At 52.8% G+C, this 24322-nt stretch carries 28 protein-coding genes; 2 read left to right on the forward strand and 26 right to left on the reverse strand.

Going from position 1 to position 24322, the window contains the following annotated elements:
- Positions 1-3: 3 nt before the first annotated feature.
- The 24 genes from EVJ30_RS00100 to prsW form a co-directional block, all read right to left on the reverse strand.
- Positions 4-798 (reverse strand): menaquinol-cytochrome c reductase cytochrome b/c subunit, encoded by a 795-nt coding sequence (locus EVJ30_RS00100; protein WP_070327424.1) that lies wholly within the window; start codon positions 796-798, stop codon positions 4-6.
- A gap of 33 nt (positions 799-831) precedes the next feature.
- A complete protein-coding gene (gene qcrB / locus EVJ30_RS00105) occupies positions 832-1503 on the reverse strand; it encodes a menaquinol-cytochrome c reductase cytochrome b subunit (RefSeq protein WP_016509980.1) in 672 nt (223 codons plus the stop codon).
- Between the two features lie 16 nt (positions 1504-1519).
- Positions 1520-2023 (reverse strand): QcrA and Rieske domain-containing protein, encoded by a 504-nt coding sequence (locus tag EVJ30_RS00110; RefSeq protein ID WP_131456123.1) that lies wholly within the window; start codon positions 2021-2023, stop codon positions 1520-1522.
- A gap of 110 nt (positions 2024-2133) precedes the next feature.
- Positions 2134-2574, reverse strand: coding sequence for a DUF2487 family protein (locus EVJ30_RS00115; RefSeq protein WP_236635468.1), 441 nt, complete (start codon positions 2572-2574; stop codon positions 2134-2136).
- 166 nt (positions 2575-2740) lie between these two features.
- The gene (locus tag EVJ30_RS00120) at positions 2741-3274 is read right to left on the reverse strand and encodes a ReoY family proteolytic degradation factor (protein ID WP_016509965.1); all 534 of its coding nucleotides are present in this window, start codon (positions 3272-3274) and stop codon (positions 2741-2743) included.
- 24 nt (positions 3275-3298) lie between these two features.
- Complete coding sequence (locus EVJ30_RS00125) at positions 3299-4570, reverse strand: tetratricopeptide repeat protein (RefSeq protein ID WP_070327427.1); 1272 nt, start codon at positions 4568-4570, stop codon at positions 3299-3301.
- Between the two features lie 35 nt (positions 4571-4605).
- Complete coding sequence (gene aroA / locus EVJ30_RS00130) at positions 4606-5856, reverse strand: 3-phosphoshikimate 1-carboxyvinyltransferase (RefSeq protein ID WP_131456125.1); 1251 nt, start codon at positions 5854-5856, stop codon at positions 4606-4608.
- Entirely contained in the window at positions 5856-6905 is a 1050-nt protein-coding gene (locus tag EVJ30_RS00135) for a 3-dehydroquinate synthase (RefSeq protein WP_131456128.1), read from the reverse strand. Before EVJ30_RS00135 ends, aroA begins: the two co-directional genes overlap by 1 nt.
- Positions 6899-8062 carry a chorismate synthase gene (gene aroC, locus EVJ30_RS00140; protein ID WP_070327430.1) on the reverse strand — a complete coding sequence of 388 codons (1164 nt, stop codon included), beginning with the start codon at positions 8060-8062 and terminating at the stop codon, positions 6899-6901. The genes EVJ30_RS00135 and aroC overlap by 7 nt, the downstream gene beginning before the upstream one ends.
- A gap of 10 nt (positions 8063-8072) precedes the next feature.
- On the reverse strand, positions 8073-8852 hold the full coding sequence (locus EVJ30_RS00145) for a CheR family methyltransferase (RefSeq protein WP_070327943.1): 780 nt from the start codon (positions 8850-8852) through the stop codon (positions 8073-8075).
- A gap of 117 nt (positions 8853-8969) precedes the next feature.
- Positions 8970-9386, reverse strand: coding sequence for a nucleoside-diphosphate kinase (gene ndk / locus EVJ30_RS00150; RefSeq protein ID WP_131456130.1), 417 nt, complete (start codon positions 9384-9386; stop codon positions 8970-8972).
- Between the two features lie 91 nt (positions 9387-9477).
- On the reverse strand, positions 9478-10413 hold the full coding sequence (locus tag EVJ30_RS00155; protein WP_236634003.1) for a polyprenyl synthetase family protein: 936 nt from the start codon (positions 10411-10413) through the stop codon (positions 9478-9480).
- 30 nt (positions 10414-10443) lie between these two features.
- Complete coding sequence (locus EVJ30_RS00160) at positions 10444-11145, reverse strand: demethylmenaquinone methyltransferase (RefSeq protein ID WP_035386712.1); 702 nt, start codon at positions 11143-11145, stop codon at positions 10444-10446.
- A 20-nt stretch (positions 11146-11165) separates the two neighbouring features.
- Entirely contained in the window at positions 11166-11738 is a 573-nt protein-coding gene (locus tag EVJ30_RS00165; protein ID WP_131456134.1) for a heptaprenyl diphosphate synthase component 1, read from the reverse strand.
- 127 nt (positions 11739-11865) lie between these two features.
- A complete protein-coding gene (locus tag EVJ30_RS00170) occupies positions 11866-12141 on the reverse strand; it encodes an HU family DNA-binding protein (protein WP_198010937.1) in 276 nt (91 codons plus the stop codon).
- A gap of 107 nt (positions 12142-12248) precedes the next feature.
- On the reverse strand, positions 12249-12950 hold the full coding sequence (locus EVJ30_RS00175) for a hypothetical protein (protein WP_201738317.1): 702 nt from the start codon (positions 12948-12950) through the stop codon (positions 12249-12251).
- 12 nt (positions 12951-12962) lie between these two features.
- Positions 12963-13142, reverse strand: coding sequence for a DUF2768 domain-containing protein (locus EVJ30_RS00180; protein ID WP_233589594.1), 180 nt, complete (start codon positions 13140-13142; stop codon positions 12963-12965).
- 101 nt (positions 13143-13243) lie between these two features.
- Positions 13244-14287, reverse strand: a complete 1044-nt coding sequence (locus EVJ30_RS00185) for an NAD(P)H-dependent glycerol-3-phosphate dehydrogenase (RefSeq protein WP_131456138.1) — start codon at positions 14285-14287, stop codon at positions 13244-13246.
- Positions 14288-14304: 17 nt separating this feature from the next.
- Positions 14305-15615, reverse strand: coding sequence for a ribosome biogenesis GTPase Der (der, locus tag EVJ30_RS00190; protein WP_035386714.1), 1311 nt, complete (start codon positions 15613-15615; stop codon positions 14305-14307).
- Positions 15616-15744: 129 nt separating this feature from the next.
- Positions 15745-16893, reverse strand: coding sequence for a 30S ribosomal protein S1 (gene rpsA, locus EVJ30_RS00195; protein WP_070327437.1), 1149 nt, complete (start codon positions 16891-16893; stop codon positions 15745-15747).
- Positions 16894-17034: 141 nt separating this feature from the next.
- Entirely contained in the window at positions 17035-17658 is a 624-nt protein-coding gene (locus EVJ30_RS00200) for a lysophospholipid acyltransferase family protein (RefSeq protein WP_131456140.1), read from the reverse strand.
- A complete protein-coding gene (gene cmk / locus EVJ30_RS00205) occupies positions 17655-18332 on the reverse strand; it encodes a (d)CMP kinase (protein WP_070327439.1) in 678 nt (225 codons plus the stop codon). Before cmk ends, EVJ30_RS00200 begins: the two co-directional genes overlap by 4 nt.
- A 74-nt stretch (positions 18333-18406) precedes the next feature.
- Entirely contained in the window at positions 18407-19072 is a 666-nt protein-coding gene (locus EVJ30_RS00210) for a flagellar brake protein (protein WP_070327440.1), read from the reverse strand.
- Between the two features lie 19 nt (positions 19073-19091).
- Positions 19092-19748 carry a glutamic-type intramembrane protease PrsW gene (gene prsW, locus EVJ30_RS00215; RefSeq protein WP_131456142.1) on the reverse strand — a complete coding sequence of 219 codons (657 nt, stop codon included), beginning with the start codon at positions 19746-19748 and terminating at the stop codon, positions 19092-19094.
- A gap of 108 nt (positions 19749-19856) precedes the next feature.
- Between prsW and EVJ30_RS00220 the strand changes: the two genes are divergently transcribed.
- Both EVJ30_RS00220 and EVJ30_RS00225 read left to right on the forward strand, forming a co-directional pair.
- The gene (locus tag EVJ30_RS00220) at positions 19857-20828 is read left to right on the forward strand and encodes an asparaginase (RefSeq protein ID WP_070327442.1); all 972 of its coding nucleotides are present in this window, start codon (positions 19857-19859) and stop codon (positions 20826-20828) included.
- Positions 20829-20856: 28 nt separating this feature from the next.
- Positions 20857-21867, forward strand: a complete 1011-nt coding sequence (locus tag EVJ30_RS00225) for a YpdA family putative bacillithiol disulfide reductase (RefSeq protein WP_131456327.1) — start codon at positions 20857-20859, stop codon at positions 21865-21867.
- A 76-nt stretch (positions 21868-21943) separates the two neighbouring features.
- Here EVJ30_RS00225 and EVJ30_RS00230 read toward each other — a convergent pair whose 3' ends face one another.
- Complete coding sequence (locus EVJ30_RS00230; RefSeq protein WP_131456144.1) at positions 21944-23212, reverse strand: Glu/Leu/Phe/Val family dehydrogenase; 1269 nt, start codon at positions 23210-23212, stop codon at positions 21944-21946.
- 147 nt (positions 23213-23359) lie between these two features.
- Positions 23360-24277 carry a D-alanine--D-alanine ligase gene (locus EVJ30_RS00235; protein WP_131456146.1) on the reverse strand — a complete coding sequence of 306 codons (918 nt, stop codon included), beginning with the start codon at positions 24275-24277 and terminating at the stop codon, positions 23360-23362.
- Between the last annotated feature and the right edge of the window lie 45 nt (positions 24278-24322).

Genomic DNA, 24322 nt, shown 5'->3' on the forward strand with positions numbered 1-24322 from the left:
TGCTTACTGGTTATTTTCGCCGCCTTCACCGTATGAGGCGAGGAACTCGGACATGGCTTGGAGGTCTTCATCCGAACCGTCCCACTGACCGGCCGGCATCGTGCCGACACCGTTGACCGCGATCTCCGCGATCTCTTCAGCCGTGTAGGCCGTTCCGATGAGTCCTGGAGCTGCCGCCCCGCCCTCGAGGTTTTGACCGTGGCAGTTCACACAAGACTGGGCTGCATAAATCTCATAGCCAGGTGCGGCTGTGTCGATTTCCGGACCTTCACCCGGTACGACTAAGATTCCTTGCTCATGAACTTGATCCCAATGCGTCGTTTGAACAGATTCCCACGTCAAGTACATGATCGAGAGAATCCCGAGCAGCATGAAGCTGATCGCGACCGGTCGTTTGGCCGGCCTGCGCTCGATTCCTTGGTCGAGCCACGGTGCGATCAAGAGCGCCGTGAACGCGACCCCAGGCAAGATGACCGTTCCAAGAAGGATCCAGTCCCCCGCCGCGAATTGATACTTGAGCAATTGATACAAGAACAAGAAATACCAGTCCGGTAACGGAATGTATGACGTGTTCGTTGGATCGGCGATGTTTTGGAGCGGTGCTGCCTCGACGATCGTCAAGGCGATGAATCCGATCAAGAAGACCGAACCGACCATCCACTCTTTAAGCAAGAAGTTCGGCCAGAACGCTTCTGTGCGTCCTGGATATTCAGAATAGTCTTTTGCAATATTTTGTTTCCGATTCCCGATTCCTACTCGAGAGTCGGTTACAAATTTCATCCCTTTACCGCGATGCATATCGTTTCTCCTCCTTTTTGTCTTCGAATCGGCTTATAGCGGTCCAGATATTCCTTGTTTACGAATCATCAGGAAGTGGGCTCCGAGGAGTCCGAACAAGGCCGCCGGTAAGAAGAAGACGTGAATGGCGAAGAAGTTCGTGAGCGTCCGTGCCCCGACGATCTCACCACCGGCGAGAAGGGTCTTGGCGATTCCACCAATGACAGGAACACTTTCGGCAATTTGAAGCGTAACTTTCGTTGCGAACAACGCTTTCATATCCCAAGGTAACAAGTAACCTGTAAGACCGAGCGCCAAGACGACGAAGAACAAGAGGACTCCGACGACCCAGTTGAGTTCGCGTGGTTTCTTATACGACCCGGTGAAGAACACGCGGAGCGTGTGTAAGAACAACATGACGATCGCGACCGATGCGCCCCAATGGTGCATCCCACGAACGATTTGTCCGTGTGCGATTTCGTTTTGTAAATAATACACCGATGCGTGGGCATTGATGATATCTGGAACGTAGTACATCGTCAAGAACATCCCTGACAGAATTTGAATCACGACCGTGAAAAATGTCAGACCGCCGAAGCAATAAACAAATGCTGAAAAGTGATGGGCAGGGTTGACGTGTTCCGGTACTTCATGGTCAGCGATGTCGCGCCATAACGGCGTGATGTCGACGCGTTCATCGACCCAATCATAAATTTTTTGTAACATCGACTATTTCCCCCTCTCACAACTGTGCGACTGGACTGCCTAAGTATAGGAAGCCGTCTTTTTCTTCTTTTTCATAGCGTGCCAGCGGTGATGTCGGAGGTGTACCCGGAATGTTCGTTCCGTCTTTTTCGTAACGTCCGAAGTGACACGGACAGAAAAATTCTGACGGTCTTGTCGGATCTCCACCATAAGCTACTTGACAGCCAAGATGCGTACAGATTGGAGAGAGTGCAACTACTTCACCGTTCTCGTCTTTGAACACCCATGCTGAAAGTGTTTCTTCAAATTCATACCAAGCGTCTTGCGTTTGTTTTTTAAAGTCGACACGTTGCGGCTCAGTCGTGATGTCGTCAAGACTCATGACCTTCACTTTGTCGCCCGCACCCGATTTTTTCAAGACCGGATCGATCGCAAAGTTGACCATCGGACTGATCAATGTTGCCGCCATAAAGCCACCTACACCAGTTAACGTATACGTTAAGAACTGACGGCGTGTGACTTTTGACCCATTTTGAGCCATTTCGTTCCCCCCTCATTCGTGTGCATAACCCCATAATTCTTTATGCATTCTTCACAAAAATTTCTCACTCACCAAAATAGTATATCAATAAAACCTCTACGTCAACCGCTTCATGTCGCCATCCAACGGCCCGAAAGCTCTGTAATGACTTGTGTCGCAAAATTTTGGACCATCGTGTGCGACTGCTCCCCCGACATGCCTTTCAAGGCAAGCGGCGGAACGAATATGACCGGTAACTCGAACGCTTTGAAGCGAACGTCTGAAGAGATGAACAACACGTGGGTAAACCCGGCCGTCGTTGCTTTTGTCATGACTGCGCGTGCAAGTTCATACCCGGCCTCGACATCGAGATAGCTAAGCGTCGGATTCAGCATCGTCCGTCCAGACAGCTGTCGTTCGGTTTCAAGCGCCACCGCTTGGACGACCTCGTAGCTTTCGGCTTTACGCACCATCTCCTCATCAAACGCCAGTTCGACGAGTGGGACGATGAGCGTATCGACGTATTGGCGTTCGGTCAGCGATTTCAACGCATCCATGCCATCGAACCTCATCTTCCTCCTCCTCTCTTTAGAAGACATACATCATCATGTCCATTGTAGCGTACCTACATTCGCTTCCTCTCGAAAGTTATGAACGAAATGTGAAATTATTGTGTATTCCTACGTCATTAATATACCAAAAAACAAGCGCTTCCCATAACGGAAGCGCTTGTTTTTTCTAAAATAATTTCGATGCTCTCACTTGATGAAGTTTGCTCGTCAAATTACGAAACAGCTTCTCGTCCCGGCGATCAAGCGCCTCGTCGATCTCGACGAGCAGACGCTCTTCCTCGAACTGGGCGACCGATGCTCGAATGACCGTCTGGGCCGAGTTCGTCACTTCGTCTTTAATCTCGGCGACAGGCTCAAACGGATTGAGCTCGACGATGTCGATCCAACTCTCATCAATCATCATCCCTTGAAAGTTAAGTTCGACATAAATCGTCCCGTCGTGGAGCCGAATGTCATGGTACGCCTTTTCCGGATTGACCGTGATGAGGTCACCTCGTCGGTAACGGAACGGTTCCCCTTCGAAGCCGTACGCCGTCATGACGAGGCTGCGCGGTGAAACCGAGGCGTTCGTCACGAAATGAACGTTCCCAAGTTTTTCAGGATGTCTAAGCCAATAATCAATGATCCATTTGGCCTCTCGCTTACGAAGCGTATGATGAGCGAGGAATCGCTTTAAAAAATTCTTTTTCCGCTCGACCATATGACCCCATCTCCTTTATATTGATTAATCGCGATCCGTCAACAAGTCGATCCGCTCTTCGAGAATTTGGCGGTCGATCATATCCACGGTGAGCGCAAGCGTTTGCTCGAGCACACGCTGCGCCTTGTCACGCTGTCCTTCTTCTACCAATAGTGTAGCCCATTCAGTCGAAAATGACACGTCCTCTTTATAAACTTGTTCGATCGAGGTGTATAGATTGACGGCCTGCTCATAGTCCTCGAGTTCATAGGCGGCTTTCGCCTTGTACCACGTCATGAGCGTCGACGTCGAGTGCTCCTCGAGCGCATCGATCGTCTCGAGCACGGCTTCCATGTCTCCCGCTTCGAACAAGATTGACAACAGCAGTTCGGTCGCTTGAAGCGATTCCGGGTTCAAGGCGAGCGCTTCGCGAAGTTCATTGACCGCTTCGTCTGTGCGGCCTTGCTTCAAGAACAGCTTCGCTTTGACGGTGCGCAGCTCATCGTTATAGTCGTCACGGTCGATCCCTTGATCGATCACTTCGAGCGCTTCATCGATGCGACCGAGTTCCTCGAGCGCTTCCGTATACGGCAAGTAAAGCGATGTAAAGTCAGGGTCCATCAAGCGGAGCTCTTCGAACTGTTTGATGGCGACCTCATCACGCCCGATACGGTGGGCCGTCATCGCATGTCCGAACACGGTGTTCAGATTGCGGTTCTCTGTCTTCTCGAATTCATCGAGCGCTTCTTCGAACGAGCCGATCATCGTCAGTGCTTCGGCGTAATCGGCTTGATAGTCGAGCTCTTCGGGCAATCGCAAGTGCGGTAAGCGCGCATAGAGCGGTACCGCCTGTTCAAACGAACCGATCGAGGCGTATAGTTCGGCCAGCCCATAGACGAGCAGCGGCTCATCCGGATTCGCCTGTAACGCTTCCATCAATTTTTTGACCGCGACTTCGTCAAGTCCTTGTGATTGATACAAATCAGCTAACAAGACGAGACTTCTCATGTGCGCCTCTTTGTCGCTCGCATCGATCGTTTCAAGGACGGCAATCGCTTCTTCTTCCCGGTCGCTGTCGAGATACGCTTCAGCGAGCGACAGCGCCACGTGCGGGTTGCCCGCGTAGTCGACATACAGTGCTGCTAGTAAATTCACAGCCCGGTCGGCGAGGCCAAGTTCGAGATACAAGTCGGCAATCGCCAACCGATCTTCGTCCGAGCCTTCTGTCTCAAGCGCTTCAAGGTGCGCCAAGGCGTGCTCGGTCTCGCCTTTTTCGAGCATCTCGATTATATGGTTTAACACTGATTCGTCTAACATAATTAATTTCCTCCTACCACTTTCAGGTATTGCCGTTATTCTATCTCACGACCGAGCCGTTGTAAATCGTCACGAAAATGAGGGTAACTGATTTCAGAGGCTTCGATCCCGTCAATGATGACGGGTTCGTCGATCAGTAAAGCTGCCACTTGTAGCATCATCGATAGACGATGGTCCGAATGCGAGGACACATGACCAGCCTGAAGCCGGCTCGGGAAAACGCTGAACCCGTCTTCGGTCTCGCGGATATCGACACCGAGCGCCGCGAGCTCGCTCGCGACCGTCTTGATCCGATCGGTCTCTTTCACACGCAGTTCACCCGCATCCTTTACGACTGACGGGCTCGACGCCTGCGACGCGACAAGAGCGAAGAGCGGGAGTTCATCAATTTGTCGTGGGATGGCCTCGCCTTCGAGCGTCACCCCTTGAAGTTCGCTCGTCGTCACCGTCACATCTCCGACCGTCTCTTCCCCGAGTGGTCGCAGCCGAGTGATTTCGACGTTCGCCCCCATGCGCTCAAGTGTTCGTAAAAAGCCGATTCTCGTCTCGTTCAAACAGACGTCGGTCGTCGTCACACGGCTGTTTGGGACGATGGCGGCCCCAGCCCAGAAGAAAGCAGCCGACGACGGGTCGGCTGGCACGTCGACCGTCGCCCCGTCGAGGTGACTTGGCGATAGCCGGATCGTCCGCACGCCATCTTCGTTCGTGATCTCGACGCGTCCACCAAACAGTGGCAACATCCGTTCCGTATGGTCGCGTGACAGCATCGGTTCACGGACAATCGTCGTCCCGTCAGCGCGAAGACCGGCCAATAGGACAGCCGACTTCACTTGCGCGCTCGCGACCGGTAACGTGTAATCGATCCCGCTCAAGCGCCGACCCTTGATCCGAACAGGCGCGAATTCGCCGTCGATGTCGGCCCCCATCTGTCGAAGCGGTTCGGTGATGCGACGCATCGGCCGTTTCGAGAGCGAGTCGTCTCCGACGAGCGTGAACTCACCCGAGTACCCGGAGACGAGACCAGAGAGCAGGCGCATCGTCGTCCCCGAATTCCCGCAGTCAAGCGTGGCCGGAACGACTGACGCGACGCCTTCGATCCGGAGCCGCTCGTCGAGTTCTTCGACGCTTGCCCCGAGACTACGGACCGCATCGATCGTCGAACGGCAATCTGCCCCAAGGAGCGGATTCATGACGACCGTCTCCCCGCTCGCTATCGCACCGAATAAGATCGCGCGGTGCGTGATCGACTTATCACTCGGTACGCGAATCAATCCATTCAACCCCATCAGAACCACCCTTTCAACTGTATGTATGCTTCAGCAAGCCGCTCGGACGGCACCGCCTCAACGGTAGCCGCTTCACCGAGCAACACGAAACGGACTTGTCCATCCCGATTTTTCTTATCGAGCCCCATCACCGTCAAATACGTCTCGAACGGTTTCCATTCAACCGGGCTGACGCGGCGCGCCCGCATCCAAGCGGCGAGCTTACTGGCCCGATCCGTATCCCCTCCGACGAGAAAGGCGTATACCATGCCGTACAGCACCGCCTCCCCGTGCGACAGCCGATACCGTTCGACCGACTCTAAAGCGTGCCCGAACGTATGACCAAAATTGAGCCACGCCCGGACACCGTGTTCCCGTTCGTCTGCCTCGACGACGACACGTTTCACTTCAATCCCGCGCGCAAGCCACATTTCCCAGTCTAGCGCACCACCGGACAACGCCTGAAACAGTTCGTCCTCGAATGAAGCAGCGAGGACGTAACGTGACAAGTAAGCATGTTTAATCAACTCACCGAGCCCGCTCAAGACGTCACGATTGCTCAGCGTCTCGAGACGGGACACGTTATAATGCACACCGATCGGTTGATAAAACGCACCGATCGCATTTTTAGACAACGGGTGGTTGACGGCGACTTTGCCGCCGATCGCTGAATCATGGGCGAGCACCGTCGTCGGTACTTGGATGTAACGGACCCCTCGCATATACACACTCGCGAGAAAACCGGCCAAATCCCCAATCATGCCCCCGCCAAAAGCGACGACGAGCGTGTCGCGGTCACAACGTGCGGTCAACCCGTCTGTCACGAGTTTTTCAACGGTCTCGAGTGATTTCGAGCCGTCACCCGGCGTGACGACCGACCAAACGATCTGCGGATGGATGCCGGCTAGGCGTTGTTTGAACACCTTACCGTGTAGCGCATCCACCGTCCGGTCTGTAATGACCCATACCGTCGAGCAGGCCGTGAAATAATCCACGCGGTCCAACCAGGCGTCGCTGTGCTCAATCGACACGTCATAAGGGACTGATGCGTCAACATGAATCGTCACCACGACCGGATTTCCTCACGATACGACTCGACCCGCGACTGAATTCGTTTGACGGTGTCGTGTCCGAACGTCTCACACAACTCACGCGCGAGTTCGAACGCGACGACCGCCTCGACGACGAGTGACGCAGCCGGGACGGCACAAGCGTCACTTCGTTCGATTTGAGCGAGGAACGGCTGTTTCGTATCGATATCGACCGATTGCAGCGGTTTGTAGAGCGTCGGAATCGGCTTCATCACGGCACTGCAGACGATCGGCATCCCGGTCGTCATCCCTCCTTCAAAACCGCCTAAATGGTTGCTCAGTCTCGTATACCCGGACTCGTCATAGGCGATCGGGTCCATCACTTCCGATCCTGGACGATACGCCATGTCAAATCCATCGCCAAAGGCAACCCCTTTGATGGCGTTGACGCTCATGACGGCGCGGGCGATGGCCGCATCGAGCTTGCGATCATATTGAACGTAAGAACCTAACCCTGGGATGACGCCATGCACTTCGGTGCAGACGACGCCACCGAGCGAATCCCCGGCCGCTTTCGCTTCATCAATCAAACGCATCATCGCTTCACCGGACGTTTCGTCAGTCGTGCGTACAGGTGACGCTTCGATGACGGTCCGAAGTTCTTCGAGTGCTGCGTAGTGCTTCGGCGCGGACTCGATGCCGCCGATCACTTTCACATAGCTGACGAGCGACATGCCGACTGCGTCGAGCAACTGCTTGCTGAGCGCACCGACAGCGACGCGGGCCGCCGTCTCCCGGGCACTCGAACGTTCGAGCACGTCCCGAAGGTCTCGGTGGTCATACTTGAGACCGCCGACAAGGTCAGCATGTCCCGGACGAGGCCGCACGACCCGGCGCTTGATTTCAAACTCGTCGTCGACCGGCTCTGCCTGCATGACGTTCCGCCAATGCGCATGGTCTTTGTTTTCAATCCAAAACGAAACAGGGGCTCCGGTCGTCATCCCATGACGAACCCCAGCCCTCACCTCGATTTTGTCTGATTCAATTTGCATTCGGCGTCCACGGCCGTAGCCCGACTGACGTTTCGCTAACTCGCTGTTGATTGCCTCGACGTCGACGCTTAAGCCGGCCGGGACTCCTTCGATGATGACGGTCAATCCCGGTCCGTGTGACTCTCCCGCTGTCAAATAACGCATATGCGCCACCTCACTCCTCAAATTTTTCGTAGAAGAAACTTTGTTTCATCTTGTATCCGTAACGCTTCGGCTGGAAGATTTGTTCAGTCCCTCCGACGAAGAGGACCCCGCCCGGACGAAGCGAGCGGTGGAACGACTTGTACACTTTCTCTTTCGCCTCTTCCGTAAAGTAAATCAAAACGTTTCTACAGACGATCAAGTCAAAGTTACGTTCGTAGACGTCAGCGAGCAAGTTATGCTTTTTGAACGTCACGAGTTTTTTAATCTCGTCCGAGACAAAATAGTCGTCATCTCGACGGGTGAAATAACGATCTCGAAACTCAGGCGGCAAATCGACGAGCGCCCGTTCATGATACTTGCCTTGTTTCGCTTTTTCGATCACCAAGTCATCTAGGTCAGTTGCTGTGATCGTGAACTGGGCGGGTGACAAATGCTTCGACAATAACATCGCAAGTGAATACGGTTCTTCTCCCGTCGAACAAGCCGCGCTCCAGACCCGGAGTTTCCCTTGGCTTCTGCGAATGAGCTCAGGCAACACGTCCGTCTCGAGCTGTTGCCAGCGGACCGGGTTTCGATAAAACTCGCTGACGTTGATCGTCATCCGGTCTAAAAATTCGTCGTACAAACCTCGGTCTGACTCCATCGCTTTAAAATACTCGATAAATGTGGCGTAGCCCTTCTTCTCGCGGAGCGCGACCATTCGTCTTTTCATTTGTGCTTCTTTGTATAAATTCAAGTCGATTCCAGACTTTAAATAAAACTTTTTTACGAAGATCGCATAATCATTTATCACCAGTTCTAACCTCAATTCTTTCTCTTATCCTAGATCAGGTCGTGCCCGAACATACGAAAGCGCTTTAATGCAAATAGAAAAAGGGACAGGAGGCCCCCGTCCCTTTTATCGTCATCAAACGTGTGATGTTTCAGTGGCGAACCAGAGCGATAATTCTCTCTCGGCACTTTCCACGCTGTCTGAACCATGGATGACGTTTTGTGACATTGTCGAGGCCAGGTCGCCACGAATCGTTCCCGGTTGCGCATCGAGTGGGTTCGTCTTGCCAATCATCAACCGAGACACGGCGACGACGTTTTCGCCTTCCCACTCCATCGCGACGACCGGACCTGACGTCAAAAAGGCGACGAGCTCTCCAAAGAACGGTTTTTCCTTATGTTCCGCATAGTGTGATTCTGCAACCTCAACTGACGGCGTCAGCATTTCGAGACGGTTCAACGTGTACCCCTTTTGCTCAAAACGTGTGATAATTTCCCCAATCAAACCACGTTTCACCCCGTCAGGTTTTACCATTAAAAATGTCTTTTCCATACCCCTAGTCCCCCTAAATCAATGTGTGTACCATGTACTTTATCAGTTTACACGGTCACCTTCATTTTTGAAAGGGGTTACAAGGCGTGAATCACCATTTTCGCTTGCCGATATATTCGGCAATCTCAATCAACGACCGTTTGTCCTGAATGTCCGGCAGTGAATCGAGACGCTGAATCGCCCGGCTCACGTAACGATCGATCGTGCGTTGACTTCGCTCAAGCGTCCCGTTCCGTTGCACTTCGCGGACGAGCGTCCGGGTCATCTCATCGTTCGAGGCGTTCGTGACTTGCTGTAACCGCTCATAAAACACAGGATCTTCTGATGAATAGAAGAGCGGCAATGTTTTATGCCCATGCTTCAAATCCTCACCGACGGGCTTACCGAGTTGAAAACTCTTCGCCGTGAAGTCGAGCAAATCATCCGTCATCTGAAACGCCATCCCGATATCGTAGCCGAACAACCGAAGTTGTTTGACGACGTCAGGTGACGCCCCGGAGACGACGGCCCCGGCCGCGCAACTCGTCTCGATCAAGAGTGCCGTCTTCCGGGCGATCCGGTCCAAGTACCGCTTCGGGGATTGCGCCCAGTCATATTGGTCTTGAATTTGATTGATCTCGCCGATACAGATCAGTTCCATCGTCTCCGCCATGATTTGCATCACTTCCGGGGAATCGACTTCGGACACGAGCCGAATCGCTTCCCCGAACAACGTATTACCGGTATACATGGCGACGCTCTCGTTATAACGTTCCATCACGGTCGGTTTTCCGCGGCGCAGCGTCGCGTCATCAATCACATCATCGTGAACGAGCGACGCCATATGAATCAGCTCGAGGCTGGCCGCAACTTTCGTCAGACGAATATCATTCCCAGTCCCAAATCCGGCACTGAGCAATACGAACGCCGGACGGATCCGCTTCCCCCCGGCATCTAGCAATTGTTTCGATGCGGCTTCGATCACCGGATGTTCCGTGTGGACCCGCGTCGACAAAAACCGATCAATCTGTTCGATTTCTCGGTTCATGTGGCGATAAAGTCGCTTTAAAGACATCGTTCACCACTTCTTTCCTAGGTGCATGGCGCACGCACCACCGGAAAACGCCTTGACTTCGACTTGCTCGAACCCGGCTTCTTCAAACATGCGCTTTAACGTCAACCGGTCGGGGAACTGATCCGTCGATTCTTGCAGCCACTTGTATTGATCATACGACCCGGCAAACACTTTGCCGAATAGCGGCATGACTGAACCAAAGTAAAATTTATAGAGCCCGCTGAATAGTGGTGCCGTCGGTTGGCTCGTCTCGAGACAGACCACGGTCCCGCCCGGTTTTAAGACGCGGTGCATCTCCCGGAGGACCGTCATATAATCAGGTACGTTCCGAAGGCCAAATCCGATCGTCACATAGTCGAATGAATGATCTCCGAACGGCAACTCCATCGCGTTCCCGTGAATGAGTTCGATCATCGGATAATCAGCCACTTTCTCGTGTCCGACAGCAAGCATATTTTCAGAAAAATCGAGTCCTTTGACGACCCCGGTGTTTCCGGCCGCCTCGGCGAGTTGAATCGTCCAATCGGCCGTCCCGCAGCAAACGTCCAAACATTTCGCGCCCGGGAACACTTGCATGCGCCGCATTGTCGCTCTGCGCCACCATTTATGCAGACGGAAACTGATGATCGAGTTCATCGTATCGTAGCTTGGCGAGATCGTTTGAAATACTTCATATACTTTTTGCTCTTTCTCTTTCGGTTGCAACACGTAACACCCTTTCCGTTCTAAGCGACAGCATGCTCGAGTAGTGTCGATAGCTGTTCTCTTTTTTCTTGGCGCAGTTCTGTTGCCTTCTGTCCGATGATTTCTTTCCCGTACGATGTCAAATAAGATTGACCTAGCAGTTCGGAAAACGTTTTGATTAATCCGAAGTTCGCTTCCATCCACGTCACAACAGCGACGTCCGTCCCCAAGGCGAGTGTGCACTTCGCGCCATTCACAAGCTGCACGGTTCGACCGAAACGGTTGCTATAGTCCGCTGGAAACATCGCCAATATTTTATAAAATTGAGCCGAGGCGTAATCTCCGGCGAGCACTTTAAGTTGCCGTTCAAGGGACCCGTTCGGGCACTCCTTCACTTGATCGTGCAGCTCGAGTGCTTGATGGGCAAAATAAGTCGCAAGCACGAGCTGTCGATGTTGATGCGATTCGAGTTCAATCATGTCGATCATCCAACGAAGTAAAGGCATGTCGACTGCGGGTACAATCTCGTGTCTCGTCAAATACGGATGAGTCATACGTTGTTCGATTTGACGAGCAAGGTCGGTGACAACGCTTTCGTTTGTCAACTGTTCCATGCTATCCCCCCTCGTCCTCTTCGTTGTCATTCTGACATAGTATAGCACATTTTTGTCACATTCACGCCATGTGAACTTGCTTTCAACTACAAAAAAAGCCGCCTCTCGGCGACTTATGTATTGCTCATTATTTGACCGCATCTTTAAGCGCTTTACCTGCTTTGAAGGCAGGAACTTTGCTTGCAGGGATTTCGATATCTTCTTTCGTACGTGGGTTGCGACCTTTACGGGCAGCACGTTCACGAACTTCAAAAGTACCAAAACCGATCAATTGAATTTTCTCACCGCTTTGGAGTGCTTCAGTGATTGATTCAAACGTTGCTTCTACGATTTTCGTTGCGTCTTTTTTAGACACATCTGCTTTCTCGACAACTGCGTTGATCAATTCAGTTTTGTTCATCACGATTCACCTCCTCTCACAGAGAGTTTACGGGATTAATCATATCGTACAAACGTTGATATGACAACATTTTTTAAGCGAAAAGGTCAGAAGCGGACACCTTGCTCGACTCAATTGTTTAAAAACTCGACCTCACCTTGATCATTAATCGTATACCCTTGCGAATAAGCCGGGGCGAACGGTGCGTCATCGTAGAGCAAATAACGAATATCCTCTCCTACTTTCGGCTCTGCATCCGTATTCTCAAGCGCGGCTTCGATGTCAGCCCGGTAATCGACGAACAATTGACCAGTCCCATCCACATAGATCGGCAACTCGTTTTCTGTGTATGGGCTCGGGATGAACGGTTCTTCGGAGACGAAAACGAGGTCGTAATCGATCGTAAACTGATTCTTGCCGAGCGATCCTTTGAACGGATATTTCCCTTCTTTGACTCGGAACGAGTTGATATTCGTCTGCAGTTGTTGGAGGCGCTCGGTCACCCGCAAGTCAATCAGTTTGACCGTCGGCTCTGTCTCGGCGTCGACAAGGACGTATAAGAACAAGCCGCCCCCTTCGAAGCTGTTTGCCGGCGGGTCTGCCAAATAACCAGGGACGAGGCGGCTAAACTCGATCGGGTAACGTTCCATCAGCGGCGTCTCGGCCGGCTTTGTTTTGATCGGTAAGACACCGGTCGTCTCTTTGAACGAATCGACCGCCGTCTGGACCGATTGCAACTGGTCCTCATACGGCACGTTGTCGACTCGGTTTGTTTCCGGGAACATGCAGCCGGCGAGCAGCGTCGCCGCTGCCAAACTGACGACTAAAAACATTCGTTTCACGGTTTACCCTCCTGTCGGTCCAGAAGCGACCACATAAATCATAATGATCGTTCCGAATAGAAAAATCACGAATGCGACGACTCGAATGAGCACCGCAAACCAGCCTGAAAGTTTCGTGTGGCTGACTGCCACCATGAGCGCAGCGACGGCAAATGCCCCAATCCCCGCAAATGAAATCCACATCTTGATGAGTGACGGTGTCACGTCTATCCCCTCGACTTTCTCTATAAATCTTACTCCGTAATTTAGTGTAGCAAAAAAAACAAAGGAACTGAACGAAAACGTCAGTTCCTTTGTTCTTCATCGCCCTCAAAATGGAAAACTTCTTCCATTTCATGTTTTTGCGGGCGTCTCATCAACTTTTTCACTTCATCGTGCGGACTTTTTCCTTCGAACAGCACGTTGTAGAGCGCTTCCGTGATCGGCATGTCGACGCCGGCTTCGCGGGCAAGTGTATGCGCCGCTTCACAGGCACGCACACCTTCGACGACCATACCCATCTGATCGAGTACGTCTTCAAGCTTCTCTCCACGTCCGATGGCGTTACCAGCTCGCCAGTTTCGGCTGTGCTGTGACGTCGCGGTCACGATCAGATCACCGATCCCGGTCAAGCCCGAGAACGATGCCGGGTTGGCGCCGAGTTTGACACCGAGCCGGGCGATCTCGACGATGCCACGCGTCATGAGGGCAGCTTTCGCATTGTCGCCGTATCCGAGCCCGTCCGTCATCCCGGCGGCGAGGGCGATAATGTTTTTAAGCGCGCCCCCGTATTCCGCTCCGATGACGTCAGAGTTCAAATAGACTCGGAACTGATCGTTTGTGAGCAGTTCTTGAATCTCATCAGCGACAAATAAATCCTCACACGCGATCGTGATCGTCGTCGGTTTGCGGACGGCCACTTCCTCGGCGTGGGTCGGGCCCGTCAAAACACCGATGGCTCGACGTTTTGACGGATCGATCTCTTCAGCGATGATCTCAGACAACCGCTTATGCGTCTTCGGTTCGATCCCTTTTGCGGCATGAACGATCGTGACCGGTTCCGTGAGCAGATCGTTCACTTCACGGGAAACCGGACGAATCGCCGAGCTCGGGACGACGAGGAAAATAATCGAGCGACCGAGAACCGCCTCTTTCAAATCGGTCGTTGCCCGGATCGACGCCGGAAGCGGCACATCTTTCAAGTAAGTCGAATTCGTATGCGACGTGTTGATCTCATGGACGTGATCTTCCTCACGTCCGTAGAGCATGACGTCGTGTCCATTGTCAGCGAGGACGAGCGATAATGCCGTTCCCCAGCTTCCTGCACCAATGACAGCTACTTTTGCCATATGAGGCACCCCCATTACTAGTTTTTCTGACGAGCCACGATGTGAATCGGTGTACCAGTAAAGTCAAACGCGCGGCGAATCTGGTTATCTAGATAACGTTTGTACGAGAAGTGAAGCAACTCGGGATCGTTGACGAACAACACGAACGTCGGTGGCTCGATCGCCACTTGCGTCGCATAGTTGATCTTGAGTCGTTGTCCTTTGTCCGTTGGTGTCGGGTTCATCGCGACCGCGTCGACGATGACATCGTTCAACACGCTCGTCGAAATACGCTGACGGTGTGATTCGGCAACTTGATTGATGACAGGCAGAAGCGTCTGCAACCGTTTCGACGTGAGTGCCGATAAGAATACGATTGGCGCATAGTCGAGGAACAGGAATTCCTTGCGGATCTTCTCTTCCATCTTCTTCATCGTCTTGTCGTCTTTCTCGACAGCGTCCCATTTGTTGACGACGAGCACGATCGCTTTCCCTGCTTCGTGGGCAAGTCCTGCGACGCGTTTGTCTTGCTCGATGATGCCTTCTTCACCGTCGATGACGACAAGGACGACGTTCGAGCGTTCAATCGCCTTTTGGGCACGCATGACACTATAACGTTCTGTCGATTCATATACTTTGCCGCGCTTACGCATACCGGCCGTGTCGATGATGACGTACTCTTGGCCGTCACGTGTGAACGGTGTATCGATCGCATCGCGCGTCGTTCCGGCGATCGCCGAGACGATGACACGCTCTTCACCGAGAATCGCGTTCGTCAAACTCGATTTCCCGACGTTCGGGCGACCGATGAGCGAGAACTGAATGACATCTTCGTTGTATTCGTAATCGTCTTTGTCCGGCGCGAGTTCGAGGACACGATCTAACAGATCGCCAAGACCGAGCCCGTGTGTTCCCGAGATCGGGAACGGGTCGCCAAACCCGAGCGAGTAGAACTCATACATGAGCTCACGCATCTCGAAGTTATCGACTTTGTTGACGGCTAGCACGATCGGCTTGTTCGAACGGAACAACAAGTTCGCGACTTCTTCATCCGCTGCCGTGATCCCTTCACGACCGTTTACCATGAAGACGATGACGTCCGCCTCATCGATTGCGAGTTCGGCTTGATGACGCATCTGAACGAGAAGCGGCTCATCGCCGACCTCGATCCCGCCTGTGTCGATCAAATGAAACTTTCGGTTCAACCACTCACCCGTACCGTAAATACGGTCGCGTGTAACTCCCGGTTTGTCATCGACGATCGATACGCGATCACCGATGATCCGGTTGAAAATCGTGGATTTCCCAATATTCGGGCGGCCTACGATGGCCACTGCTGGAATTCCCATATAAACACCTCTTTAACTTTCATTCAAAAAATTATCGTTCTTATTTGCAACTGTACAATTATAGCACAGTCGAATATTAGTGACTATACAAAAAGAAGCGGGAGTATGACTCCCGCTTGAAGGACCGTCTTATTTAGAATCGTCCGAGGCGTTTTCACCTGTCAGTTCAGATACAGAGAATCCGCCTTGATCGCTATATTCGTCAAGCAGCGACTGCTCTTCATCATCGCGTGAACCGTCTTCTGATTCGAGTGCACGCATCGACAATGAGATTTTCTTCTCATCGAGATGGACGTCGAGCACTTTCACTTTCACTTCTTGTCCTTCAGACAAGACTTCAGATGGCGTCGCGATGTGTCGGTTCGCAATCTGAGAAATATGGAGCAACCCTTCGACTTGCGGCGCGACTTCGACGAACGCACCAAACGTGACGATGCGTTTGACTTTCCCCGCGATCACGTCCCCAGGTTGAATCTTGCCTTCAACCGATTCCCACGGTCCCGGTTGCGTCTCTTTGATCGACAATTTCACTTTTTCATTGTCGAGGTCAAGACCAAGTACTTTCACTTTCACTTTGTCACCTTCTGTGACGACATCACTCGGTTTTTCAACACGACTATGAGCCATCTCAGAAATATGGACGAGACCGTCGACGCCGCCGATATCGACGAACGCACCAAAGTCAGTTAGACGTTGGACGGTTCCTTCGATAATTTGACCGACTTCGAGCGATTCAAGCGTTTCCGCCTTCTTCGCACTCATCTCTGCCTCTGCCACTGCTTTATGCGACAAGATGACGCGGTTTTTTTCACGATCCATCTCGACGACTTTAACTGTAATCGGCTTGTGCAAGTATGATGAGAAATCTTCGACGAAGTGGTTTTCTACGAGTGAAGCCGGGATAAAGCCGCGGATGCCGATATCGACGACAAGACCACCTTTGACCTTATCTTTCACCATGACTTCAAATACTTCGCCCGATTCGAATTTTTCAACGATTTGATCCCAAGCTGCCTCGGCATCTACGTCTTTCTTCGATACGACAACCTCTTCATCCGTGACCTTTTTCACTTTGACACGGATTTCGTCGTTGACATGGAGTGATTCGTTTAAATCGTCTAAATGCATGCTTGATACTTCGCTGATTGGCAAAATCGCCTCGGTTTTGTAACCGATATCAATTAACGCTTGCTTGTCCTCGATTTTGACGACGATACCGGTCACGATTTGACCTCGATTAATTTCAAAATCAGGCATATCTTTCATTTCTTCGACCATTCCAACACTACCCCCTCACGATGAGTACAAAAAGGAGCGCCCTAAGGCGCTTAACACCTAGTATAAACTTCTTATAATTCGACAGATTTGTCAAGGTGTTATCAGGTTTGTTCCTCTCATTGCAACAGATTAAACCTGAAATTAGCGAACGTTCTGTGAATGGGTCATGTACAGTTCGGCGATTGTCGCCATGATCAAATCGGCGGCGTCTTGGGCACTCGCTTTGTCCGCTTTCAGTTGCGAGAAGTCGACCGGTTTGCCGATGACGACCTTCAACTTCGAACGGAACTTGTATTTACCGATGATCGCGATCGGAAGGACGGCAGCGTTTGAACGGAGGGCGAAAAAACCGACACCAGCCTGCGCCTTACCGAGCGATCCGTCTTTCGAACGGGTCCCTTCCGGAAAGATCGAGATGACCTCGTCCTCTTTCAACTTCTGAAGAACAGTACGTAGCGCTTGACGGTCTCCTTCCCCGCGTGACACCGGGATTTGCCCGGAGCGTGTCAAAATCCGTTTTAAAACCGGGACATCGAACAGCTCTTTTTTTGCAAAAAAACGAATTGGCCGTTGCTTCGGCACGGCACTGGCCAACAAGACGGGGTCCCAGTTCGACTGGTGGTTCGAACAGACGATGATCGAGCCGTCCTCAGGTACATTCTCACGACCGACATACTCGACGCGGAAGCTGAGCAGACGCATGATTCGAACGACGCCGACCGTTAACCGATACATCCCGAACGGGCCGTTATTGAGCGGCTTCATCGTCCGACCACCTGTTCCATGAGCTGTTCAACAGCCGTGACGACACCATCGATCGACAAATGGGTCGTGTCGAGGAAGTGGGCGTCATCCGCTTGACGGAGTGGAGCGACGACGCGCTCCGAGTCCCGCTTATCACGCAAGGCGATCTCTTGTTTCAATTGTTCGAAATCGCTCGGAAGACCTTTTGACACGTTCTCCTCGTGGCGACGACGGGCACGTTCCTCGACGGTCGCGGTCATGAACACTTTCAAGTCTGCCTCAGGCAATACGTGCGTCCCGATGTCGCGGCCGTCCATGACGATGCCGCCGTCCCGAGCCAAGTCACGTTGTAAATCCATAAGTGCGTCCCGGACCTCAGGCTGCCTTGCGACGAAACTGACGTTGTTCGTCACTTCACTCGTCCGAATGACTTCGGTCACTTCCTCGTCGCCGTCAAACACGCGTTGCCCGCTCTCGCTCGGGACGAGACGTAACTCCATCTTGCCGATCATCTCAGCGAGGGCAGGGCCGTCTTCTAATCCGACGTGTTGCTCGAGCGCGCGATATGTGACAGCACGGTAGATTGCCCCGGTATCGATGTACACGTAACCTAACTTTTTAGCGAGCGTTTTAGCGATCGTGCTCTTGCCGGCTCCTGCCGGCCCATCTAATGCGATTTGTAGCGGTTTAGTCATAAAAATTGGGTATCGGCTCATTCCGATACCCACCTCCTCTCGGTCGTTTGTTCCGAGAACATCATACCAGTTTTTTAACGTGAAGAAAATACGGAGCCGGTCCGTTTTCTGGCTTCGAGCTGGGCCCGGAAACAATAACGTAAAATCGTCTCCTGGTCACGAGGCGTCAAGTCCTCAAAACAAAGTGACAGCTCGTGCTTTACGGCCTGCTCTTGAACCCGGACGAGACGGCTCTTGACGCGGAACGTCTGGGGCGTCCCTCGCTCGTCCTCGATGCGGAATACGACGATGACCGACTCATCGACGTCGACCGGCGAACGGTTCGCCACGACACGCATCCCGCCGGCCGACACGTCAAGTGACGTCGTCTCGAATGACGGAAACGCTTCGCCGTCTGCCGCGAGCACCGTCACGTTGATCATCTCCGGCACGCGCAAGTACTCGCGACGTTGGACCCGCTTGATTTTTTTCTCATCCGGCAAGTTAAACGCATAGCGAAGCGTCAGCTGGGCGTCACTGATCCGTTTCGTGACGACTGAATCGAAAGCGTACAGTTGATCTTCGCCTTTGAAAAAGTACAATCGCATCGGTTCATCCTCATGCAAAAAAAACGTCTTTAACGTCGCAATCTCGCTCGGAGATTCGATCCAGACGACACCACCGTTAATGGCAGCGATTTTCGTCTTCCCTTCGTTTCTCCCTTCAACTTCAACTCGTAACTCTTGACCAACTTTTAACATGAACCCGTTCCCCTTTTATCTATTTGTATTGACGACGATTTGATCGATTTGCAGTGCGGACGAGCAAGAGCGCGACCATCCATAGAATGACGATATAGAGGACGGCCGGCATCTTATCCGTCGATTCAACGAGTAAGATATAGTCAAACATTCCGTGCAGCAACGTTGCCGACATGACAGCGGTGAACAGCCAAAACCGTTCATGCGCGGAGTGTTTGGCCCGACCGAGACAAAAGCCCATCGCCACGGCGAAGAGCGCATGGCCGCTCACCGGCAAGACGGCTCGCCAAATCGCAATCTCGAGTGAGTCATAAACCCACAAGTATAGAAAATTCTCCAACGTGGCAAAGCCGAGTGAACAGGCGACCGCATAGAGAATCCCGTCGTAGTAATCATCAAAAACTTTATGTATGTATATTGTATAATAGATCATGAACCATTTAAAAAATTCTTCTAATAGAGCGGTGGCGACGAACGCTTGCCAAAACGGGCCGACAAGGACCCCTTCTTCCACAAACGCATATTGGACGAACATGATCGGAAAGACAAGAATGGCACCGGCGACAAACGAACGAATCACATAGCCGAGCGGTTCCGCTTCCAACTCATGCCGTAAATAGAAGTAGGAAAGAAGGGCGAATCCTGGCGCAACCGCAGACAAGGCGATTGCAATCATGATGCATCTCTCCTTTCTATCGTTAAGCATACACTGAATAAGCCGAAAGAAAAAGTAGCTAACGCCTAGAAAATGGAAGAAAAGGACAAAAAAAGTTGGAGGTCGACTATGAATCATCTATTACTCATCCATACCGGCGGCACGATCGCGATGTCGCAGACCGGTTCGGGCCACGTCTCACCAAGTGAGGTCAATCCGATTGACGCGACGTTGCCGAAAGCGACCGACATCGCAAAAATTACGACGAAGCACTTCTCAAACATTCCGTCTCCTCATATGACGCCCGAGAAGATGCTCGAGCTCGCCCAGTTCATCGCGCAGCAGTTGACGCAAGACACGTACGACGGCGTCGTCATCACCCACGGGACTGACACGCTCGAGGAGACGGCGTACTTCCTGCAGATCACGCTCGGTGCCCCCGTGCCGATCGTCTTGACGGGAGCGATGCGCTCGTCGAACGAGATCGGATCGGACGGCGAGTTCAATCTTATAACGGCGCTCCGGGTCGCAAGGAGCGAAGCCGCACGTGGCAAAGGGGTGCTCGTCGTCTTCAACGGCGAGATCCACTCGGCGTTCAACGTCACGAAGACGCACACCTCTTCCGTCGACACGTTCAAATCGGTCCACTTCGGAAACGTCGGGATGGTGACGAAGGACCACGTCCTCATCTACAGCCAACCGACAACGAGACAGCCGAAGATGATTCCAGCGATCACGAAACGGGTCGCCGTGTTGAAAGTTGTCGCCGGCATGGAACCCGACTTGCTAGAAGCCGTGCTCGACCTCGGCTACGACGGGCTCGTCCTCGAAGTGCTCGGTCAAGGAAACGTTCCACCGTCAATCGTCCCGGCACTCGAACGACTCGTCGACCACATCCCGGTCGTCATCGTCAGCCGCTGTTTTAACGGTATCGTTCAAGACGTGTACGGGTATGAGGGCGGCGGTAAACAACTGAAAGAGATGGGTATCATCTTCTCGAACGGTCTCAATTCGCAAAAAGCACGGCTCCGTCTTCTCGTCGAGCTCGAATCAGGCTCGTCGCAACCGGTCATGGAACACAGCTTCAGCTTCCAGCAGTGACTTGCCATCTCAGCCTTCGTTCCATACAATGAGGGATGAGGTGATTTCATTGGACAAACACGCGATCATTGTCGGTGCCGGCCCGTGCGGCCTGTCGGCGGCAATCGAATTAGAACGGGTCGGTATCTCGTGCACAATCATCGAACGAGGCAACATCGTCGATGCGATTTACCGCTATCCGACCCATCAGACGTTTTTCTCATCAGCCACTTTGCTTGAAATCGGGGACATCCCATTCATCTGTAAAGACTTAAAACCACATCGCCAAGACGCGCTCGTCTATTATCGTGAAGTCGTGAGCCGGACCGGGCTTGTCGTCAAACCGTTCGAGACGGTCGAATCGGTCGACCGTCGTGCCGACAAATTCATCGTCCGGTCCCGTCACGACCGCCACGGCGTCACAGAACGCCTTGCCGACTTCGTCGTTCTCGCGACCGGGTATTACGGACGACCCCGCAAGTTAGACGTCCCGGGAGAAGAACTCCCGCACGTGACCCATTATTTCAAAGAAGCACATCCGTTTTATCGGCAACACGTCACCGTCATCGGCGGAAAGAACTCGGCGGTCGATGCGGCCATCGAACTCGAGAAAGCCGGGGCATACGTCACGGTGCTCTACCGCGGTGACGGCTATAGCCCATCGGTCAAACCGTGGGTACTACCCGCTTTCGACTCCCTCGTTCGTCATGAAAAAGTACGTCTTGAGCTCGAGGCCGAAATCATTCGCATCGAACAGGACCATGTCGTCTATCGACAACACGGCGAAGAGAAACGGGTCGCAACGGACCACGTCCTCGCCATGACCGGTTACTTGCCTGACCACGGGCTGTTCTCGGCAGCCGGTGTGCTCGTCGACGACGAGACCGGCGTCCCGCAGTTTGACGAGGCGACGTATGAGACGAACGTCGATAACCTGTTCATCGCCGGCGTCGTCGCGGCCGGAAACGATGCCAACAAAATCTTCATCGAAAACGGCCGTTTCCACGGCCAAGCGATCGCCGAAGCGCTTCGGGAGCGTATCGGTGTGACATCGTCATAAACTTGTTCAACTAAAATGAGGAAGGACCCGCAGCCGGGCCCTTCCTCATTTTGCGATGTTCATCGGCAAGTCGCTATCATACCCAGCCACGGAAGCGCGAGGCCTCCGCCATTTTACGGACACCGACCATATAGGCAGCGAGACGCATGTCGACTTTCCGGGCTGATGACGTGTTGTATACCGTATTGAACGAATGGACGAGCACTTTTTCAAGCTTCGTTTCGACTTCTTCTTCCGTCCAATAGTAGCCTTGGTTGTTTTGGACCCATTCGAAGTAAGAGACTGTCACGCCGCCGCTTGAAGCGAGAACGTCAGGGACGAGCAAGATGCCGCGTTCTGTCAAAATACGCGTCGCTTCGTTCGTCGTCGGTCCGTTCGCCGCCTCGACGATGATCGACGCTTTGATGTTATCGGCGTTATCTTCAGTGATCTGGTTCTCGATTGCGGCCGGGACTAAAATATCACAGTCGAGCTCGAGCATCTCTTTGTTCGAAATCGTGTTCTTGAACAGTGTCGAGATCGTCCCGAACGAGTCGCGTCGATCGAGCAAGTATGGGATGTCGAGTCCGTTCTCATCATGGATCGCGCCATATGCGTCACTTACAGCGATGACTTTCGCTCCCACATCGTGCATGAACTTCGATAAGAAGCTGCCGGCGTTACCAAATCCTTGGACGACGACGCGCGCGCCTTTCAACTCGATCCCCCGGCGAAGCGCTGCCTCCCGGATCATGATGGCGACACCTTTTGCCGTCGCCGTCTCGCGACCGTGTGAACCACCGAGTACGAGCGGCTTACCGGTGATGAAGCCCGGTGAGTTGAATTCATCGATACGGCTGTACTCATCCATCATCCATGCCATGATCTGCGAGTTCGTAAACACATCAGGCGCCGGGATATCTTTGGTCGGACCTACGATTTGGCTGATCGCCCGGACGTAGCCGCGGCTCAACCGTTCGATTTCACGGAAACTCATCTCACGCGGATCGCAAACGATGCCCCCTTTACCGCCACCGTAAGGAAGATCGACGATCCCAGCCTTCAAGCTCATCCATATCGACAGCGCCTTGACTTCTACTTCCGTCACGCTCGGGTGGAAGCGAATCCCACCTTTCGTCGGGCCGACGGCATCGTTATGTTGCGCCCGATAGCCAGTGAAGATCTTCGTCGAACCGTCGTCCATGCGGACAGGGATACGCACGGTCAACATCCGAAGCGGCTCTTTCAACAGCTCGTACATCTCTTCTGGATAACCGAGTTTCTCGAGCGCCTCGTGGACAACTTCCTGTGTCGATTCAAGGATGTTTTTTCGTTTTTGATGACCTTTTTCTTGATCCGTAATCATGAAGGTTTCCTCCCCTAAATTGTCAATTCTCCCCCAAGAATCAACCTCGTATTCGTTTAAAAGTATAGCCGATAAGCAAGCATTTTGAAAGGGTTTTACAAAAATAATGAAAGCGTTTTCCAAAAAGCGGAGAAGGGGAATCCCTTCTTATTTCTCTAAGGCGAGCGCGATGAAACGCTCTAGCAATTCACCGTAAGAAATACCGGCGACGTTCGCACTGTCCGGGAACAGACTGAGCGGCGTCATCCCCGGGAGCGTGTTCGTCTCGAGGATGTAGGCCAATCCTTGCTCCGACACTAAGAAGTCAGAGCGTGAATAGCCGCTGCAGCCAAGGGCACGGTGCGCCTCAATCGCGGCCGCTTGCACTTCTTTCGTCAACGCCTCCGGCAATTCCGCCGGACAGACGTGAATTGACCCGCCTTCCGAATACTTAGACTCGTAGTCGTAAAATTCATTCTTCGGGATGATCTCGATGACCGGGAGGGCGTGCTCGTTCCCACGGTTGCCGAGCACCGGAACGGTCAGCTCACGACCTTTGATGTACTGTTCGACCAACACGGCCGTATCACATTGGAACGCCTTATCGATGCCCGCGCGTAGCATCGACTCGTCGGTCGCAATCGTCAGTCCGTTCGAAGATCCCTCTTGCGCCGGTTTGACGACACAAGGAAACTCGCCGCCCCATTCAGCCACTTTCAAATCGAGGTCATCCCCTGCTTGGACGAGGACGTCACGGGCGACACGAATACCTGAAGCGGCGAAAATGATTTTCGCGCGTGCCTTGTCCATCGCGAGAGCCGAAGCCAAGACGCCCGACCCTGTATAAGGGAGCTGCGCCATCTCGAGGAGCGACTGGACGCGACCGTCTTCTCCATACTTGCCGTGCAGGGCACTGACGACGACGTCTGCTTGAAGCGTCAATAACTCTTCAGCCCGATCCGGGTGAAAATCGATAGCCACGACTTCATGACCCCGTGTCTCTAACGCTTCGATCATACCTTTACCACTCGTAAGCGACACTTCACGCTCACCCGATACTCCACCATATAAAACAGCGACTTTCATTATATCTCTCCTTCAGCTAACTTCTCAAAAATTCAAGTTTTATCA

The organism is Exiguobacterium sp. SH5S13 (assembly GCF_004337085.1).
Classification (GTDB): domain Bacteria; phylum Bacillota; class Bacilli; order Exiguobacteriales; family Exiguobacteriaceae; genus Exiguobacterium; species Exiguobacterium aurantiacum_A.

Excerpts from the sequence above, each read along its gene's own strand:
- EVJ30_RS00100 (WP_070327424.1), bottom strand. The coding sequence starts at position 798 with ATGCATCGCGGTAAAGGGATGAAATTTGTAACCGACTCTCGAGTAGGA.
- qcrB (WP_016509980.1), bottom strand. The coding sequence starts at position 1,503 with ATGTTACAAAAAATTTATGATTGGGTCGATGAACGCGTCGACATCACG.
- EVJ30_RS00110 (WP_131456123.1), bottom strand. The coding sequence starts at position 2,023 with ATGGCTCAAAATGGGTCAAAAGTCACACGCCGTCAGTTCTTAACGTAT.
- EVJ30_RS00115 (WP_236635468.1), bottom strand. The coding sequence starts at position 2,574 with ATGAGGTTCGATGGCATGGATGCGTTGAAATCGCTGACCGAACGCCAA.
- EVJ30_RS00120 (WP_016509965.1), bottom strand. The coding sequence starts at position 3,274 with ATGGTCGAGCGGAAAAAGAATTTTTTAAAGCGATTCCTCGCTCATCAT.
- EVJ30_RS00125 (WP_070327427.1), bottom strand. The coding sequence starts at position 4,570 with ATGTTAGACGAATCAGTGTTAAACCATATAATCGAGATGCTCGAAAAA.
- aroA (WP_131456125.1), bottom strand. The coding sequence starts at position 5,856 with ATGGGGTTGAATGGATTGATTCGCGTACCGAGTGATAAGTCGATCACG.
- aroC (WP_070327430.1), bottom strand. The coding sequence starts at position 8,062 with ATGCGTTATTTGACAGCGGGAGAGTCACACGGACCGGGATTGACCGTC.
- ndk (WP_131456130.1), bottom strand. The coding sequence starts at position 9,386 with ATGGAAAAGACATTTTTAATGGTAAAACCTGACGGGGTGAAACGTGGT.
- EVJ30_RS00155 (WP_236634003.1), bottom strand. The coding sequence starts at position 10,413 with ATGAACCGAGAAATCGAACAGATTGATCGGTTTTTGTCGACGCGGGTC.
- EVJ30_RS00165 (WP_131456134.1), bottom strand. The coding sequence starts at position 11,738 with ATGGAACAGTTGACAAACGAAAGCGTTGTCACCGACCTTGCTCGTCAA.
- EVJ30_RS00175 (WP_201738317.1), bottom strand. The coding sequence starts at position 12,950 with ATGTTTTTAGTCGTCAGTTTGGCAGCGGCGACGCTGCTCGCCGGCTGC.
- EVJ30_RS00180 (WP_233589594.1), bottom strand. The coding sequence starts at position 13,142 with ATGTGGATTTCATTTGCGGGGATTGGGGCATTTGCCGTCGCTGCGCTC.
- EVJ30_RS00185 (WP_131456138.1), bottom strand. The coding sequence starts at position 14,287 with ATGGCAAAAGTAGCTGTCATTGGTGCAGGAAGCTGGGGAACGGCATTA.
- der (WP_035386714.1), bottom strand. The coding sequence starts at position 15,615 with ATGGGAATTCCAGCAGTGGCCATCGTAGGCCGCCCGAATATTGGGAAA.
- rpsA (WP_070327437.1), bottom strand. The coding sequence starts at position 16,893 with ATGGTCGAAGAAATGAAAGATATGCCTGATTTTGAAATTAATCGAGGT.
- EVJ30_RS00200 (WP_131456140.1), bottom strand. The coding sequence starts at position 17,658 with ATGAAGCCGCTCAATAACGGCCCGTTCGGGATGTATCGGTTAACGGTC.
- cmk (WP_070327439.1), bottom strand. The coding sequence starts at position 18,332 with ATGACTAAACCGCTACAAATCGCATTAGATGGGCCGGCAGGAGCCGGC.
- EVJ30_RS00210 (WP_070327440.1), bottom strand. The coding sequence starts at position 19,072 with ATGTTAAAAGTTGGTCAAGAGTTACGAGTTGAAGTTGAAGGGAGAAAC.
- prsW (WP_131456142.1), bottom strand. The coding sequence starts at position 19,748 with ATGATTGCAATCGCCTTGTCTGCGGTTGCGCCAGGATTCGCCCTTCTT.
- EVJ30_RS00220 (WP_070327442.1), top strand. The coding sequence starts at position 19,857 with ATGAATCATCTATTACTCATCCATACCGGCGGCACGATCGCGATGTCG.
- EVJ30_RS00225 (WP_131456327.1), top strand. The coding sequence starts at position 20,857 with ATGAGGGATGAGGTGATTTCATTGGACAAACACGCGATCATTGTCGGT.
- EVJ30_RS00230 (WP_131456144.1), bottom strand. The coding sequence starts at position 23,212 with ATGATTACGGATCAAGAAAAAGGTCATCAAAAACGAAAAAACATCCTT.
- EVJ30_RS00235 (WP_131456146.1), bottom strand. The coding sequence starts at position 24,277 with ATGAAAGTCGCTGTTTTATATGGTGGAGTATCGGGTGAGCGTGAAGTG.